Source organism: Streptomyces daliensis, from assembly GCF_054782395.1.
In genome coordinates this window covers 36,723-51,339 of record NZ_BAAGSO010000133.1, presented here as the reverse complement: position 1 = coordinate 51,339, position 14,617 = coordinate 36,723, and the positions used below count along the sequence as shown (strand labels likewise).

15 protein-coding genes are annotated in these 14,617 nt (G+C 71.8%); 8 read left to right on the top strand and 7 right to left on the bottom strand.

The features are described 5' to 3' along the window. Positions 1-63: 63 nt before the first annotated feature. Complete coding sequence (locus tag ACYVOO_RS37635; RefSeq protein ID WP_461020395.1) at positions 64-1,188, bottom strand: LLM class flavin-dependent oxidoreductase; 1,125 nt, start codon at positions 1,186-1,188, stop codon at positions 64-66. A gap of 163 nt (positions 1,189-1,351) precedes the next feature. After that, a complete protein-coding gene (locus tag ACYVOO_RS37630; RefSeq protein ID WP_453344760.1) occupies positions 1,352-2,053 on the bottom strand; it encodes a copper homeostasis protein CutC in 702 nt (233 codons plus the stop codon). Between the two features lie 68 nt (positions 2,054-2,121). Here ACYVOO_RS37630 and ACYVOO_RS37625 point away from each other — a divergent pair, with 68 nt between their 5' ends. The 3 genes from ACYVOO_RS37625 to ACYVOO_RS37615 all read left to right on the top strand — a co-directional run bounded on the left by ACYVOO_RS37625 (position 2,122) and on the right by ACYVOO_RS37615 (position 4,982). Beyond that, a complete protein-coding gene (locus ACYVOO_RS37625) occupies positions 2,122-2,805 on the top strand; it encodes an HD domain-containing protein (protein WP_461020226.1) in 684 nt (227 codons plus the stop codon). 85 nt (positions 2,806-2,890) lie between these two features. Next, positions 2,891-3,511 carry a TIGR03086 family metal-binding protein gene (locus ACYVOO_RS37620; protein ID WP_461020225.1) on the top strand — a complete coding sequence of 207 codons (621 nt, stop codon included), beginning with the start codon at positions 2,891-2,893 and terminating at the stop codon, positions 3,509-3,511. A 178-nt stretch (positions 3,512-3,689) separates the two neighbouring features. Further along, entirely contained in the window at positions 3,690-4,982 is a 1,293-nt protein-coding gene (locus ACYVOO_RS37615; RefSeq protein WP_461020224.1) for a Cmx/CmrA family chloramphenicol efflux MFS transporter, read from the top strand. Positions 4,983-5,033: 51 nt separating this feature from the next. Here the strand turns inward: ACYVOO_RS37615 and ACYVOO_RS37610 are convergent, their stop codons facing one another. Beyond that, positions 5,034-5,144, bottom strand: a complete 111-nt coding sequence (locus ACYVOO_RS37610; RefSeq protein ID WP_461020223.1) for a DUF397 domain-containing protein — start codon at positions 5,142-5,144, stop codon at positions 5,034-5,036. Beyond that, positions 5,107-6,024 carry a helix-turn-helix domain-containing protein gene (locus tag ACYVOO_RS37605; protein WP_461020394.1) on the bottom strand — a complete coding sequence of 306 codons (918 nt, stop codon included), beginning with the start codon at positions 6,022-6,024 and terminating at the stop codon, positions 5,107-5,109. Before ACYVOO_RS37605 ends, ACYVOO_RS37610 begins: the two co-directional genes overlap by 38 nt. Before the next feature lie 152 nt (positions 6,025-6,176). On the opposite strand from ACYVOO_RS37605, the gene ACYVOO_RS37600 reads away from it, so the two are divergent. Next, entirely contained in the window at positions 6,177-6,413 is a 237-nt protein-coding gene (locus ACYVOO_RS37600) for a hypothetical protein (RefSeq protein ID WP_461020222.1), read from the top strand. 477 nt (positions 6,414-6,890) lie between these two features. Here the strand turns inward: ACYVOO_RS37600 and ACYVOO_RS37595 are convergent, their stop codons facing one another. Together ACYVOO_RS37595 and ACYVOO_RS37590 are read right to left on the bottom strand one after the other, a co-directional pair. After that, complete coding sequence (locus tag ACYVOO_RS37595) at positions 6,891-7,178, bottom strand: DUF4031 domain-containing protein (protein ID WP_461020221.1); 288 nt, start codon at positions 7,176-7,178, stop codon at positions 6,891-6,893. A gap of 37 nt (positions 7,179-7,215) precedes the next feature. Then, the gene (locus ACYVOO_RS37590) at positions 7,216-7,572 is read right to left on the bottom strand and encodes a hypothetical protein (protein WP_461020220.1); all 357 of its coding nucleotides are present in this window, start codon (positions 7,570-7,572) and stop codon (positions 7,216-7,218) included. 104 nt (positions 7,573-7,676) lie between these two features. On the opposite strand from ACYVOO_RS37590, the gene ACYVOO_RS37585 reads away from it, so the two are divergent. The 4 genes from ACYVOO_RS37585 (at position 7,677) to ACYVOO_RS37570 (ending at position 12,012) form a co-directional block, all read left to right on the top strand. Beyond that, positions 7,677-8,630: a MurR/RpiR family transcriptional regulator gene (locus ACYVOO_RS37585; protein ID WP_453344751.1), complete on the top strand. Its 954-nt coding sequence runs from the start codon at positions 7,677-7,679 to the stop codon at positions 8,628-8,630. 100 nt (positions 8,631-8,730) lie between these two features. Beyond that, a complete protein-coding gene (gene murQ, locus ACYVOO_RS37580) occupies positions 8,731-9,678 on the top strand; it encodes an N-acetylmuramic acid 6-phosphate etherase (RefSeq protein ID WP_461020219.1) in 948 nt (315 codons plus the stop codon). A gap of 55 nt (positions 9,679-9,733) precedes the next feature. Next, the gene (locus ACYVOO_RS37575; RefSeq protein WP_461020218.1) at positions 9,734-11,314 is read left to right on the top strand and encodes a PTS transporter subunit EIIC; all 1,581 of its coding nucleotides are present in this window, start codon (positions 9,734-9,736) and stop codon (positions 11,312-11,314) included. Between the two features lie 101 nt (positions 11,315-11,415). After that, on the top strand, positions 11,416-12,012 hold the full coding sequence (locus ACYVOO_RS37570) for a Uma2 family endonuclease (RefSeq protein ID WP_461020217.1): 597 nt from the start codon (positions 11,416-11,418) through the stop codon (positions 12,010-12,012). Positions 12,013-12,100: 88 nt separating this feature from the next. On the opposite strand, the gene ACYVOO_RS37565 is transcribed toward ACYVOO_RS37570, so the two are convergent. Then, on the bottom strand, positions 12,101-14,578 hold the full coding sequence (locus tag ACYVOO_RS37565; RefSeq protein ID WP_461020216.1) for an ATP-binding protein: 2,478 nt from the start codon (positions 14,576-14,578) through the stop codon (positions 12,101-12,103). Positions 14,579-14,617: the final 39 nt, after the last annotated feature.

The following is a 14,617-nucleotide window of genomic DNA, read 5'->3' as shown; positions in this document are numbered from 1 at the left end:
CGCTGATGTCTCTTTGCGTGTACGTATGCGTACGGGCCGGCCAGCCACCGGCCGGCCTGGGCGTCAGGCCCCCGGCGTCGCGCCCACCGCCGCGCCCGTGTTCGCCGACGCGCCCGTGTTCGCCGACCCGACCCGCGCCGCGTGCGTCGGCCCCTCCGGGACCTCCGCCGGGCGCCCGGCGGCGAACTCCTTGCGCAGCACCGGCACGACCTCCTCGCCGAGCAGGTCGAGCTGCTCCAGGACCGTCTTCAGCGGCAGCCCCGCGTGGTCCATCAGGAAGAGCTGGCGCTGGTAGTCGCCGAAGGACTCGCGGAAGGTGAGGGTCTTCTCGATGACCTCCTGCGGGCTGCCGACGGTCAGCGGCGTCTGGTCCGTGAACTCCTCCAGCGACGGGCCGTGCCCGTAGACCGGCGCGTTGTCGAAGTACGGGCGGAACTCGCGCACCGCGTCCTGCGAGTTCTTCCGCATGAACGCCTGGCCGCCGAGCCCGACGTACGCCTGCTCGGGCGTGCCGTGCCCGTAGTGCGCGTAGCGCTTCCTGTAGAGCTCGATCAGCCGCTGGAAGTGCTCCTTCGGCCAGAAGATGTTGTTCGCGAAGAACCCGTCGCCGTAGTACGCGGCCTGCTCCGCGATCTCCGGGCTGCGGATGGAGCCGTGCCAGACGAACGGGGCGACCCCGTCCAGCGGGCGCGGCGTGGAGGTGAAGCCCTGGAGGGGCGTGCGGAAGCGGCCCTCCCAGTCCACGACGTCCTCGGTCCACAGCTTGTGCAGCAGCGCGTAGTTCTCGATGGCCAGCGGGATGCCCTGCCGGATGTCCTTGCCGAACCAGGGGTAGACGGGCCCGGTGTTGCCACGGCCCATCATCAGGTCCACCCGGCCGTCTGCCAGGTGCTGGAGCATCGCGAAGTCCTCGGCGATCTTCACCGGGTCGTTGGTGGTGATCAGCGTCGTGGACGTGGAGAGGATCAGCCTCTCCGTTTGCGCGGCCACGTAGCCCAGCATCGTGGTGGGTGAGGACGGCACGAACGGCGGGTTGTGGTGCTCGCCGGTCGCGAAGACGTCCAGGCCGACCTCCTCGGCCTTCTTCGCGATGGCCACCATGGCCTTGATCCGCTCGTGCTCTGTCGGGGTCCGGCCCGTCGTCGGGTCGGCGGTGACGTCGCCGACCGTGAAGATCCCGAACTGCATGATCCTCTTCACCACCCAGGTAGTTTATCGTTCAACTAGTCCCTGGAACCCCAACGCCCGCCGCACTATTCCCGCCCCGGCCACGGGCCCTCCGGGCCAGGGGCCGTCCCGCAGCCTCGCAGCTCAGCAACCCCGCCGCCCAGCCGCCCAGCCGCCCGAGCCCTCAGCCGCCCAGCGCCGCGCGCCACTCCCGCACCCGCGCCGCCTCGACGGGCGAGCCCCAGCCGTGCGGTCGCGCGGCGCCGCCGATGTGGAAGGCGTGGACACCCTCGGCGCGCAGCCCCGCCACGTGGTCCAGGCGCAGCCCGCCCCCGACCATCAGGGTCTGCTCGTAGCCGGGCTCACCCGCGGCCGTGCGGGCGGCCTCGGCGCGCAGCGTCTCCAGCCCGTCGTCGACGCCGTCGGCCGAGCCCGCCGTGAGGTACGCGTCGAGCCCCGGCACATCCGCGAGCCGCTTGCGCAGCCCGTCGCGGTCGGCCGCCCTGTCGATGGCGCGGTGGAAGGTCCAGCGGCAGCCCCGTACCGCCTCGGCCAGCGCCTCGACGGCGGGCAGGTCGGGCTGGCCCGCCTCGTCGAGGAAGCCGAGCACGAACTCCTCCGCGCCCTCGGCCCGCAGTGCCGTCGCCCGTGCGCACAGCGCCTCGACCGCCTCCTCGCCCCCCGACGAGAAGCCGTCCGAGGCACGGAGCATCACGCGCACGGGGATGCCGACGGCCGCGCGGACCGAGGCGACGGTCTCCCGGGAGGGCGTGAGGCCGTCGGCGGCGATGTCGGTGACCAGTTCAAGGCGGTCGGCGCCTCCGGCCTGCGCGGCGCGCGCGTCGTCAGCGTCGAGGGCGATTACCTCAAGAATTGGTCTAGACATATAACAAAGCCTGCCATACCCCGGTCAGCCCTGGAAGACGCCGATCATCACGGAACACAATTGTTCCCATGGCTACGACCGAGGCGCACCACGAACTCCACGACAGCCTGCTCTCCCGCTGGGCGGCGCTGCTCGTCAGCGCCCGCGACGGAGCACAGGACCCGGACCCCTACCCGTACGGCGAGAACCTCCTCGCCCGCTGGAGCGAGCCCCAGCGGGAGTACCACACGACCGAGCATCTGCTCCACGTCCTCAACCGCGTCGACGAGCTGGCCCCGCACTCCCCCGGCGCCGACGTGGACGCGGTCCTGCTGGCCGCCTGGTTCCACGACGCCGTCTACCGCCCCGACCGCAGCGAGAACGAGGAGCGCAGCGCCCGCCTGGCCGAGCTGGCCCTCCCCGAGGCGGGGGTGTCCGAGGCGCGTACGGCCGAGACGGCGCGCCTCGTCCGGCTCACCGTCACGCACGACCCGGAGCCCGGCGACGCGGGCGGCGAGCTGCTGTGCGACGCGGATCTGGCCGTGCTGGCCGGTTCGCCCGAGGAGTACGCGCGCTACGCCGCCGCCGTACGCCAGGAGTACGCCTTCGTCCCCGACGACGCCTTCCGCGCGGGCCGCGCCGACGTGCTGCGTCAACTCCTCGGCCTGCCACAGCTCTTCCGCACCCCGTACGCGCAGGAGCACTGGGAACGCGTGGCCCGGCGGAACGTGGGCACCGAGCTGGAGCTGCTGACGGCGGCCACGGACGAGTGACGGCACCGGGCTCCCGAGGCCCTGGGCGTCCGGGCTGCCGGGCTGCCGGGCTGCCGGGAAGCGGAGCCCGTCGCACCATGGACACATGGCACGCGACGAAGGAACATCCGAAGGCACACGCGGAAGCACCCACGAAGGCTTGCGGCTGATCGACGCCTACGACACGGCCCTCGACGAGTTCGACCGGCTGGTGCACCGGGCCGGGGTTGGCCAGTGGGACGACGGGACGCCCTGCACCGACTGGTCCGTCAGGGACCTGGTCAACCACCTCGTCAGCGAACACCTTTGGGCTCCCTACCTGCTCGGGGGCTCGACGCTGGAGGAGGTAGGGGACCGGTTCGACGGGGACATGGTCGGCGACGACCCGGTACGGGCCTGGGAGAAGGCCGCGAAGGGGTCGCGGGAGGCGTTCCACAGGGACGGTGCGCTGGAGGGGCAGGTGCACGTCACGGGCGGCCGGATCCCCACGGCCGACTACGGGTGGCAGATGACCACGGACCTCGCCGTGCACGGCTGGGACCTGGCGCGCGGCATCGGCGTGAGCGGGACCGTCATCCCGGACGGGCTGGCGCGGACGGTCCACGAGCGGGTCGCGCCGCAGGTCGGCGGTTGGCAGGGCGCGGGGATCTTCGACCCGCCCGTCGAGGTCCCGGACACGGCGAGCCCGCAGGACCGCCTGGTGGCGCTGCTCGGGCGCCGCCCGTGAACGGGACGTAACTCCCGGCGAAGGTCCGGCGAAGGACTCCGGGCCGGGCCCACCTGGAGGAATGCGCGCCACGGCGGCGGGGTTGGTGACTGGCATGCCTGCCGATCCCGATCACGCCCCGTCGTCACACCCGCCCGCCCCCCGCTCCACGAAGGACCCCGGGAAGAACCGCACCCGGATGCCGATAGCGGTGCATATGCTCGGTTTGTCCGTATTCGCATTGGGCACGTCCGAGTTCATGCTGTCCGGGATCCTGCAACCCCTCGCCCGCGACATGGGCGTCTCCATACCGCAGGCCGGGATGCTGATCTCCGCGTTCGCGGTCGGGATGGTCGTGGGCGCGCCCGTGCTCGCCGCCGCCACGCTGCGGCTGCCGCGCCGCACGACGCTGATCGCGCTGCTCGCGGTCTTCGGGCTCGGCCAGGTCGCGGGCGCGCTGGCTCCCACGTACGAGGTCCTCTTCGCGTCCCGCGTCATCAGCGCCCTCGCCTGCGCGGGCTTCTGGGCCGTCGGCGCGGCCGTCGCCGTTTCGCTGGTCGCCGAGAACGCGCGGGCCCGCGCGATGGCCGTCATGGTGGGCGGCCTCAGCGTCGCCAACATCGCGGGCGTGCCCGCAGGGGCGCTGCTCGGGCAGCACGCGGGGTGGCGGTCCGCGTTCTGGGCCGTGGCCGCGCTGTCAGTGGTCGGCCTCATCGGGGTCGTCGCGCTCGTCCCGCGTACGGCGGTGCCGACCGGCGACGACCGGCCCCGGCTGCGCAAGGAACTGCGCATCTACGCCGACAAGCAGGTCTGGCTCGCGCTGGTCACCATCGCCCTCAACGCCGCCGCCGTCTTCGCCCTCTTCTCCTACCTGGGCCCGCTGCTGACCGACGCCGCCGGACTGGACGAGAGCTGGGTGCCCACTGTCCTGGGGCTGTTCGGGCTCGGCGGCCTGATCGGCACCGCGATCGGCGGGCGCATCGCCGACGCGCACCTGTTCGGCACGATGTACGGGGGCATCGCGGCGTCGACGGCTGTCCTGGCGCTGCTCGCCCTCCTCGCGCACAGCGCGGTGGCCGCGATCGCGCTGGCCCTGCTGCTCGGGGTGACGGCCTTCACGACGGCCCCGGCGCTGAACGCGCGCATGTTCAACGTCGCCGACGCGGCCCCGACGCTGGCCGGTGCGACGACCACGGCGTCCTTCAACATCGGCAACACGCTCGGGCCCTGGCTCGGCGGGCTGGTCATCAGCGCGGGCTGGGGCTACCCGGCCGTCGCGTGGGTCGGCGCCGCGCTGGCCGCCGCAGGCGTCGTCGCGACGGCGGTGGCGTCCCGCGTCCACCGCGCGCGGGGCGCCCGCGAGGCGGGTACGGGTGCGGGGGCGGGTACGGGCGGTTCGGTGCCGGTGCCCCATGCCCCGTCCCGCGTCGTCGCCTCCCACACCCCAGATGCCGAAGCGCAGCCTCTCTCCCCGGCCGACGCACCCCGCTGACGGAACTCCCACGGACGGGGCCCAGGACACGTGCCCCTGGCCCCGTCCACCTCAGAGTGACGCCACGAACGCGCTCCAGGCGTCAGCGCCGACGGCTATGACGGCCCTCTCGGGGCGCTTGCTGTCACGCACCGGCACCAGGCCGGGGAATTGGTCGGCCACCTCGACGCAGTCGCCGCCCTCCTGATTGCTGTAGCTGGACTTGCGCCAGATGGCGGCGCTCAGGTCGGGTCGGGGCACGCGAAGCACGGCGGGATTCCTCCACTACGTCTCTGAGCAAGTCGGCCGACCCAGCCGGGGGAAGCGCCAAGGCTCGCAGCCGGTCGTAGGTCGCGGCATAACCCTCCACCTCCTCGGCCTCCTCCACAAGTTGACCCGAATCCGCGCCCTCCGTGTATGCCACACGAGATCCGTCCGGCATGCGGAGCAAAGTGAGCGAACCGCCGAGCGCGGAGTGTTCCCCTGAGCTGAACGGCAGAACCTGAATCGTCAGCTTCTGCCCCGCCTCACCGTCACGGAGCAGCCGGAGGATCTGCGCGCGCATGGTGCCGCTGCCCCCGACCTCACGCCGCAGCACGGACTCGTCCAGCACCACCCACATCTCCGGCGCATCCGGCCCCCGCAGCCGAGCCTGCCTGTCGAGACGAGCCGCGAGCCTCTCGTCGAGCTGCTGCTGACTTCGCAGAGTGCGTCCTACGCGAAGGAGCGCTCGGGCGTATTCGGGAGTCTGGAGCAGACCGGGCACGACATGCGCCGCGTACTGCCGGATCTCCAACGCCTTGGCGGAAAGATCTATGAAGCGCTGCGACCAGTCCGGGAACGACTCCCGCCGGACATATGGCCAAAGGTCAACGAGTAGCCCATCAGCATCGAGCACATCATCGAGCTTCCTCGCGAGATCGAGTGTGGGCCGGGCTCCTGTCGCCCCCTCGATCTGAGAAATTCGTGTGCGCACCACAAAAATCTTCGCAGCCAACTCCTCCTGTGTGAGCCCAGCACGCTGCCGCAAGCGCGACACACGTCGCCCGAAGAGCACCGCCATTGTGGGGGCGCCAACGACTTCCTGATCCTTGGCCATTGATTAACTCCCGACGTTACTGCTCGCGCTGTAACGCCAACTCCCCTGGTCCGCCGACTGGTTTCGTACAACGCTGAGTATTCCGCATTCGACCAGCACGGACGAGAGGAACTGAAATGGCCGCGATGAAAAAAGACGAGCGCGACACCGAAGGGCGCGGAGAGGCGGAAGATGTCATGTATCAGCTTGCCGCTGCGCTGGGCCGTTTGGGCATCACCCTGCCTTCTCTGCGACTCGACCCCCTCTCCTATGCCGGAGGGCGAGCACCCCTTGTCGAACTGTCGCGCTGCAACCTCGACACCGCCCGCAAACTGACCGAGGTACTGAACGCCGTACCTCCGTCCCAGACGTAGCGCGCGCCGTGGAAGACCCCAACGTCTCCGTCTTCGCCGAACTCGCGGCCCGTGTCGACGCGTTAGGACGGGCGGTGAACGCCCAGTTGTACCGGGAGCACCCTCAGGACCGGCCCTGCGCCGTCGTGTGCGTGGTCTGCGTCCGGGCCGGACGGCAGCCGTATCCCTCTCGGATCATCAACCCAAGCTCTCGGATCATCGCCCCAAGGAAGTGAACCGATGTCCCCCACACACTCGCCGGAACCCGAGAATTCTCGTGTGCGTCGTCCTGCCGAAAGAGACACGTACAGGACTTTACGATCAGACGTGAATTCGGGCTCGGGATTCGGAACCGCCGCAGGCGTGTTGCTCTCGGTCTCGGTAATGGTCGCGTGGATCGCCATCATCATGGCTCCCGTACTTCATCGGTCACCCTAGAAACCGCGCACCGGAAAGTGGCCCCGCGCCCACATGGGCGGGGCGGGGGCGGAGCGCCCGTCAGTCCGTGGCGTCCTCGCGCCGCGCACCCGGCCGCTTGCGGCGCCGCAGCCCCGCCTCCGTGAGGCGCCGCAGCAGTTCCTTGCTGCCCACTTCGCGCGCACCGGCCCGCACGGCGTCGGCGTACCGCGTGCTCGGGACGTCGTAGTGGTCACCGTCGAAGGCGCGGCGCGGGCAGCCGATGGACGCGGCGAAGGCGTGCAGCTCGTCGTAGGAGATGTCGCTGACGAGGTGGGACCACATGCGGCCGTGCCCCGGCCAGTCCGGCGGGTCGATGTAGACCGTCAACGGACCTCCCCCGGCGCGGGGGCGGACCCGCTCGCCGTCACAGCTTCCGCCCCAGCGCCCCCACCCGCGCGACCGAGGTCGTCGTCTTCACGCAGACCCAGTGCGGGTCCTCCCCCAACTCCGGTTCGACGTCCAGCGCGTGCGGGTCTGTCCCCACGCACACGGGGCACAGCGGCCAGCGGCCGTAACGGTCCAGGAGCGCGTCCTGCACGTCCTGCGCGACCAGGCCGTCCACGAAGGCGACGCCCTCGGGCCACTGCTGGACCCACCACCGGCGGTGGGTGATCGACTCCTCGACGAGCGAGACCACGTCAGGCTGCGCGACCTCGCTCGCCTCAAGATCGGCGAGCACGAGCGCCCGCGCCGCGTGAAGTGCCTGCTCAAGCTGATCCATGTCTCCATTGCACCAGACACGGCGCGCCCACGTCCCGGCGTATCCCGGCACACGCCCGCCTCGGAGGCCTTGACGACGCCGCGTGTCGAAAATATCTTCCATCCGTGACGACAAAACTGAAGGAAACTTTCGCCAGCGGTGCGGCGGACCCCGCCCCCTCCGGCATACGTCCCGGACCACCGGGCCCCGCCGCGCTCGCGGCGAAGGTGCGCACCATGGCGCCGTCGATGACCCGCTCCATGCAGCGCGTCGCCGAGGCCGTCGCCGGTGACCCGGCGGGCTGCGCCCAGCTCACGGTGACAGGGCTCGCCGAGCGCACGGGCACCAGCGAGGCGACCGTCGTCCGCACCTCGCGGCTGCTCGGCTACCCCGGCTACCGCGATCTGCGCCTCGCACTGGCCGGGCTCGCGGCGCAGCAGGAGTCCGGGGCCGCGCCGTCCGTCACCGCTGATATCGCCGTCGACGATCCGATAGCCGACGTCGTCGCCAAGCTCGCGCACGACGAGCAGCAGACCCTCGCCGACACCGCAGCGGCGCTGGACACCGCGCAGGTCGAGGCGGCCGTCACCGCGCTGGCAGCGGCACGTCGCATCGACGTCTACGGCGTCGGCGCCTCCGGTCTCGTCAGCCAGGACCTCGCCCAGAAGCTGCTGCGCATCGGCTTCGTCGCGCACGCGCACGCCGATCCGCACCTCGCCGTCACCAACGCGGTCCAGTTGCGCGCGGGCGACGTGGCGCTCGCCATCACCCACTCGGGCCGCACCGTCGACGTCATCGAACCGCTGCGCGTCGCCTTCGACCACGGCGCCACGACGATCGCCATCACGGGGCGTCCCGACGGGGAGGTCGCGCAGTACGCGGACCATGTGCTGACCACCTCCACGGCGCGGGAGAGCGAGCTGCGGCCGGCGGCCATGTCGAGCCGTACGAGCCAGCTCCTCGTGGTGGACTGCCTGTTCATCGGGGTCGCGCAGCGCACGTACGAGACGGCGGCGCCCGCGCTCTCCGCCTCCTACGAAGCGCTCGCCCACCGCCACACGCCCCGCCCCACCCGCTGAGCCGCAACCCGCACACCACGCACCACGCACCGCCGAGACGACGCGCATACGGGGACGAAGGCGCGCCCGCGAGAAGACACGAGAAAGAGCCGCACCTTTCATGACCTCCTCCCCCACCGACGCCACGTACAGCGCCCTGCGCGCGCAGTTGGAGACGCTGACCACCGAGGCGTTCCGCAGCGAGCTGGCCGAGATCGACCAGCTCCCCACCCTTGAGATCGCCCGCATCATGAACGGCGAGGACACCACCGTGCCCGGTGCCGTCGCCGCGCAGCTCCCCCGTATCGCCGAGGCCATCGACGCCACCGCCGCGCGCATGGCCCGTGGCGGACGGCTCGTCTACGCGGGCGCGGGCACGGCCGGGCGCCTCGGCGTACTCGACGCGAGCGAGTGCCCGCCCACTTTCAACACCGACCCGGACGAGGTCGTCGGCCTCATCGCGGGCGGCCCCTCCGCCATGGTCACGGCGGTCGAGGGCGCCGAGGACAGCAAGGAGCTGGCCGCTTCCGACCTGGACGGCATGGGCCTGACCAGCGACGACACCGTCGTCGGCATCTCGGCCTCGGGCCGCACCCCGTACGCCGTCGGCGCCGTCGAGCACGCGCGCACCGCGCACGGCGCGCTCACCATCGGCCTGTCCTGCAACGCGGACTCCGCGCTCGCCGCAGCGGCCGAGCACGGTATCGAGGTCGTCGTCGGCCCCGAGCTGCTCACGGGCTCGACCCGGCTGAAGGCCGGTACGGCGCAGAAGCTCGTCCTCAACATGCTCTCGACCATCACCATGATCCGCCTGGGCAAGACCTACGGGAACCTGATGGTCGACGTCCGCGCGTCCAACGAGAAGCTGCGCGCCCGCTCGCGCCGCATCGTCTCCCTCGCGACCGGCGCCGACGACGCGACGATCGAGTCCGCGCTCACCGAGGCCGACGGCGAGGTCAAGAACGCCATCCTCATCGTGCTCGGAGAGGTGGACGGGCCCACGGCCGCGCGCCTTCTCGACACGTCGGGCGGACATCTGCGCGCCGCGCTCAAGTCCGCCCGCACCTGAGCCACCCACGCCCCACCCCGCCCCCCTGCACCTCAAAGAAGAGCGACTGCACCACATGAGCACCAGCACGCACCAGAACCGTCAGATCGCCGAGGCGATCCTGCCCCTCGTGGGCGGGCCCCGGAACGTCACCTCCGTCACCCACTGCATGACCCGGATGCGCCTGGGCCTCGTGGACCGCTCCCTGGTCGAGGACGAGGCGCTGAAGGCGCTGCCCGACGTGATGGGCGTCGTCGAGGACGACACGTACCAGATCGTGCTCGGGCCCGGGAAGGTCGCCCGCGTCACCCCGGAGTTCGAGGCGCTGGTGGCGGAGGCGACCGACGCGTCCGACGCGGCGGACACGCCCAGCACGGACCCCGCGAAGGACACGGCCCCCGACCGGAGCACCGGCCCCAAGACCGCCGAGGAGCTGGCGGCGGAGGGCGCGGCCCTGCGCGCGGCCCGCAAGCAGCGCAACGCGACCCCCGTGAAGCTCATGCTGCGGCGCATCGCCAACATCTTCGTGCCGCTCATCCCGGCCCTCATCGGCTGCGGCATCGTCGCGGGCATCAACGGCCTGCTCACCAACCTCGGCTGGGCCCCCGGCCTGGTCCCGGCGCTGGGCGCCATCGCGTCCGGCTTCATGTCGCTGATCGCGGTCTTCGTCGGGTTCAACACGGCCAAGGAGTTCGGCGGCACGCCGGTGCTGGGTGGCGCCGTCGCGGGGATCATCGTCTACGCCGGGGTCGCCGACATCTCCGCCTTCGGCCAGAAGCTCGCCCCAGGGCAGGGCGGCGTGCTGGGCGCGCTCTTCGCGGCGCTGCTGGCCGTGCAGGTCGAGAAGTGGTGCCGCCGCTGGGTCCCGGAGGCCGTCGACGTCCTCGTCACGCCCACCCTCACCGTCCTCGTCGCCGGCCTGGTCACCCTCTACGGCCTGATGTTCGTCTGCGGCGAGATCTCCACCGGCATCGGCCACTTCGCGAACTGGCTGCTCCAGCACGGCGGCGCCTTCGCGGGCTTCGTCCTGGGCGGGCTCTTCCTCCCGCTCGTGATGCTCGGCCTGCACCAGGCCCTCATCCCGATCCACACCACCCTCATCGAGCAGGACGGCTTCACGATCCTGCTGCCGATCCTCGCCATGGCCGGTGCGGGGCAGGTCGGCGCCGCCGTCGCGATCTTTCTGCGGCTGCGCCACAACACGTCGATCCGCAAGACGATCCGCTCGGCGCTGCCCGCCGGGTTCCTGGGCGTGGGCGAGCCCCTGATCTACGGCGTCTCGCTGCCCCTCGGCCGCCCCTTCATCACCGCCTGCGTGGGCGGCGCGTTCGGCGGCGGCGTGGTCGGCCTCTTCTACCAGCTCGGCACGTCCGTCGGCTCCACCGCCATCGGCCCCTCGGGCTGGGCCCTGTTCCCCCTCCTCAAGGGCAACCAGGACCTCGGCTCCATCGCCGCGATCTACGGCCTCGGCCTGCTCGCGGGCTACGCGGTCGGCTTCACCGCCACCTACTTCTTCGGCTTCAGCAAGCAGATGCTGACCGACCTCAACACCGTGCCCGAACCCGCCCCGGCCGACGCCCCCACCGACAACCCGACGGAGCCCACCCCACCGAAGACCCCGGCCCCGGCAAACGCGAACGCCAACGCCAACGCCTGACGGGGCCGCTGGCCCGCCTTCCGGACCCGCCCGTCACCCGTTCGGAGGACGGGCGGGAAATCCGGCCGAGTACGCTGTATCCGTCGGCGACGATGCGGCTCATGCAAGCAGCGATGAGTGCCGAGCCCGAGTACGACGAGTACGAATGGCCGCGCCCTCCCCAGGGCGGATACACGGCCGATGATCTGGACCGGCTGCCGAATCTGCCTCCGCACACGGAGCTGATCGACGGGAGCCTCGTCTTCGCGGCCCCGCAGACGAACTTCCACATGCGCATGGTCGATGTGCTGCTGACGCACCTTCGGCGTTGTGCGCCGCCGGAGGTCGCGGTCATCCGCGAGATGACGGTGACGCTCGGCCACCACGACCGCCTCGAACCGAACATCATGCTGGTCCGGACGGACGCCGACACGGGCCCGGACCAGACCACGTACCACCCCGAGGACGTACTCCTCGCCGCCGAGGTCGTCTCGCCCGACTCCATCGCCCGCGACCGCGAGGCCAAGCCGCGAAAGTACGCCGCGGCTGGCATCCCCCACTTCTGGCGCGTCGAGAACGACGGTGGCCGCGCGATCGTCTACGTCTTCGAGCTGGAGCCCGCCACCCGCACCTACGCTCCGGTGAGCATCCACCACGACCAGCTCAAACTGACGACCCCGTTCCCCCTCGACATCCCCCTGACAGAGGTCCAGCCCTGACGCCCCCGCTTCCGGCTCCCGACGGAGCCGCACCCGCGCCGCCAGCCAGCATGAAGGCCCGGCTCCGCACGCCGGACAACGCGCGAGGTCAGTCGCCGGAGCCCGGTTCCGGGTCCGGTTCCGGGTCCGGTTCCGGGTCCGGTTCCGGGTCCTGATCGGGTTCCGGGTCCGGGACCGTCGCAAGACGGTGGTCGATCTCCGCACGCATCCGCACCGTACGCGGATCGTCGTAGCGGCCGAGGAGCCGCAGCGCCTCCGCCCAGGACCGACGCGCCTGGCCCGGGTCCTGGATCTCCAGGGCCCGGGCCAGCCCGTCGAGGGCCGCGGCCTCGTTCCACGCGTCACCGAGCGCGCTGTGGGCCGCCACGGCGCGGCGGTGGAACGCGACGGACTCCGCCACCCGGCCGATCCGGTGGTACGTCGCCCCGGCCCCCTGCCAGGCGAGCGCCTCCCGGCTGTGGTCACCGAGGCGCCGGTGGAGCGAGGCGGAGCGGTGGTAGGAGACGAGCGCGTCGCCGGAGCGGCCGAGCGCTTCTTGCGCGTCGCCGAGCGCCAGCAGCCAGCACGCCTCCATCACGTTGCTGCGCAGGTCCAGGGCCAGCGCCACCGCTTCCTCCGCGGCGTCCAGCGCCTGCCGCGGCTCGCCGCGGTCGAGGTGGATCCCGCTCAGGATCCACAGCGCGTTGCCGATGCTCCGGGCGGCGCCTTCGTCCCGGTGGACCGCCAGTGCCCGGTGGATCGCCTCGTCCGCCTCGGCCAGCCGCCCGGCGCGGTAGTGCACGAGGGCGAGGTTGGCGACGGCGACGGTCTGCCAGTGGTTCTCGCCCAGTTCCCCGAAGAGGGCCGCCGCCTGCTCCAGCCGCTCCGCCGCACGGGCCAGCTCCCGCCCTCGCAGATGCACCAGCCCGAGCGCGTTGAGCGCTGCTGCCTCGCCCTCCCTGGCGCCCGTGTCGCGGTGGATGAGCAGCGCTTCCCGGTGGCAGTCGAGCCCCTCCGCCAGCCGGTTGAGCTTGGTGTGGGCGAACCCGAGGTCCTCCAGGAGGAGGGCCTGCGCGGGCCGGTCGTCCAGCCGCCGGGCAGCGGCCAGCCCGGTCCGGCCCATCGGCAGCCAGTCCGTCGTGAGAGAGGACGGCGCCTTGGCGTTCCAGAGCACGGCGGCCAACTGCCAGACGTACCGGTCGAGACCGGCGCGCTCGGCCGCGCGGACCAGGGGAAGGAAGTTGGGGTGTTCCCGCTCGGCCCAGTCCACAGCCTGGTCGTAGTCCGTGAAGGCCGACGGTGACACCTGGGCCTCGGGCTCTCCCAGGTCCAGGTGTGCCTCCGCGGGTCTGATCCAGCTCTGCGCGGCGTCGGCCGTCCGCACGTACCAGTCGAGCAGCCTCCGCAGCGCGGCGGAGCGCTCCTCGGCGACCTCCTCGCGCTGGGCGCACTCCCCCGCGTAGGCGCGCAGCAGATCGTGGAAGGCGAACCGGTCCGGCGCCGTCTGTTCCAGCAGATGCGCCCCGGCCAGCACGTCCAGCAACTGCCGCGCCCCGCGCTCCCTGACCCCCGCCAGCGCCGCGACGGCGCCGATCCCGAACTCGGGCCCCGGGTGCAGCCCGAGCAGCCGGAACAGCCGTGCGGCGTCCGGGGACAGTGCCCGATAGGACCACGTGAACACCGCGCGCACGGCCTCGGCCTCCTCCTCGTCCCCCGTGCTGAGCGCGTCCCACAGCGCCGATTCGTCGCGCAGATCGGCGATCAGCTCGTCCAGTCGCATGTGGGGGTGCCCTGCGGCGCGTTCCGCCGCGATACGCAGTGCGAGCGGCAGCCGCGCACACAGCCGGGACAGCTCGACGAGCTTGTCGACGTCGTCCGGGACCGGCCGGTACCCGGAGGTCACCGCACGCAGCAGCGCGACGGCTTCTTCCTCGTCCAGGGTGCCCAGGGTCAGCCGGTACGCGCCGTCCCGCACGGCGAGTCCTGACAGCCGCCCCCTGCTGGTCACCACGGTCAGACAGCGCGCTGTGCCTGGCAGCAGCGGGCGGACCTGGGCGACGGTGGCCGCGTTGTCCAGGAAGATCAGCATCCGGCGATCGGCCAGCAGCGAGCGGTACAGCGCGGACGCGTCCGCCGGATCGGCCGGAACCTCGGCGGGGGCGACCCCCAGCGCGGTGAGGAACCGCGGCAGCAGTTCCTCCGCGGTGACCGGTTCCCCCGGGTCGTAGCCGCGCAGGTTGACGTAAAGGTGCCCGTCGGGGAAGTGGTCCCGTATCTGGTGCGCCCAGCGCAGCGCGAGCGAGGTCTTGCCCGCGCCCGCGGTGCCGACGATCACGCAGACGGGTGCCACGAACGGCTCGCCCTCGCCGGAGAACGCCTCGTTCAGACGGCGGAGTTCCTGCGTACGGTTGACGAAGTTCCGTACGTCGCCGGGAAGCTGACGTGGCCTCGGACGCCGGTCGCGCTTCGGTTCGTCGCCATCGGCGGGGGCAGGGGCGGGTGCGTGGAAGTGGACGCCGCCGCTCACCTGGCCCGCCTGCACCACGTCACGGGAGGAGCCCGACAGGTCGGAACGCGTCCCGCTCACGGGCCCGTCCCCCTCGCCCTCCCCGTTCTCCACGCCTTC

Coding starts and splice junctions, on each gene's coding strand:
- ACYVOO_RS37635 (WP_461020395.1), bottom strand. CDS start 1,188: ATGCAGTTCGGGATCTTCACGGTCGGCGACGTCACCGCCGACCCGACG.
- ACYVOO_RS37630 (WP_453344760.1), bottom strand. CDS start 2,053: ATGTCTAGACCAATTCTTGAGGTAATCGCCCTCGACGCTGACGACGCG.
- ACYVOO_RS37625 (WP_461020226.1), top strand. CDS start 2,122: ATGGCTACGACCGAGGCGCACCACGAACTCCACGACAGCCTGCTCTCC.
- ACYVOO_RS37620 (WP_461020225.1), top strand. CDS start 2,891: ATGGCACGCGACGAAGGAACATCCGAAGGCACACGCGGAAGCACCCAC.
- ACYVOO_RS37615 (WP_461020224.1), top strand. CDS start 3,690: ATGCCGATAGCGGTGCATATGCTCGGTTTGTCCGTATTCGCATTGGGC.
- ACYVOO_RS37605 (WP_461020394.1), bottom strand. CDS start 6,024: ATGGCGGTGCTCTTCGGGCGACGTGTGTCGCGCTTGCGGCAGCGTGCT.
- ACYVOO_RS37600 (WP_461020222.1), top strand. CDS start 6,177: ATGGCCGCGATGAAAAAAGACGAGCGCGACACCGAAGGGCGCGGAGAG.
- ACYVOO_RS37590 (WP_461020220.1), bottom strand. CDS start 7,572: ATGGATCAGCTTGAGCAGGCACTTCACGCGGCGCGGGCGCTCGTGCTC.
- murQ (WP_461020219.1), top strand. CDS start 8,731: ATGACCTCCTCCCCCACCGACGCCACGTACAGCGCCCTGCGCGCGCAG.
- ACYVOO_RS37575 (WP_461020218.1), top strand. CDS start 9,734: ATGAGCACCAGCACGCACCAGAACCGTCAGATCGCCGAGGCGATCCTG.
- ACYVOO_RS37570 (WP_461020217.1), top strand. CDS start 11,416: ATGCAAGCAGCGATGAGTGCCGAGCCCGAGTACGACGAGTACGAATGG.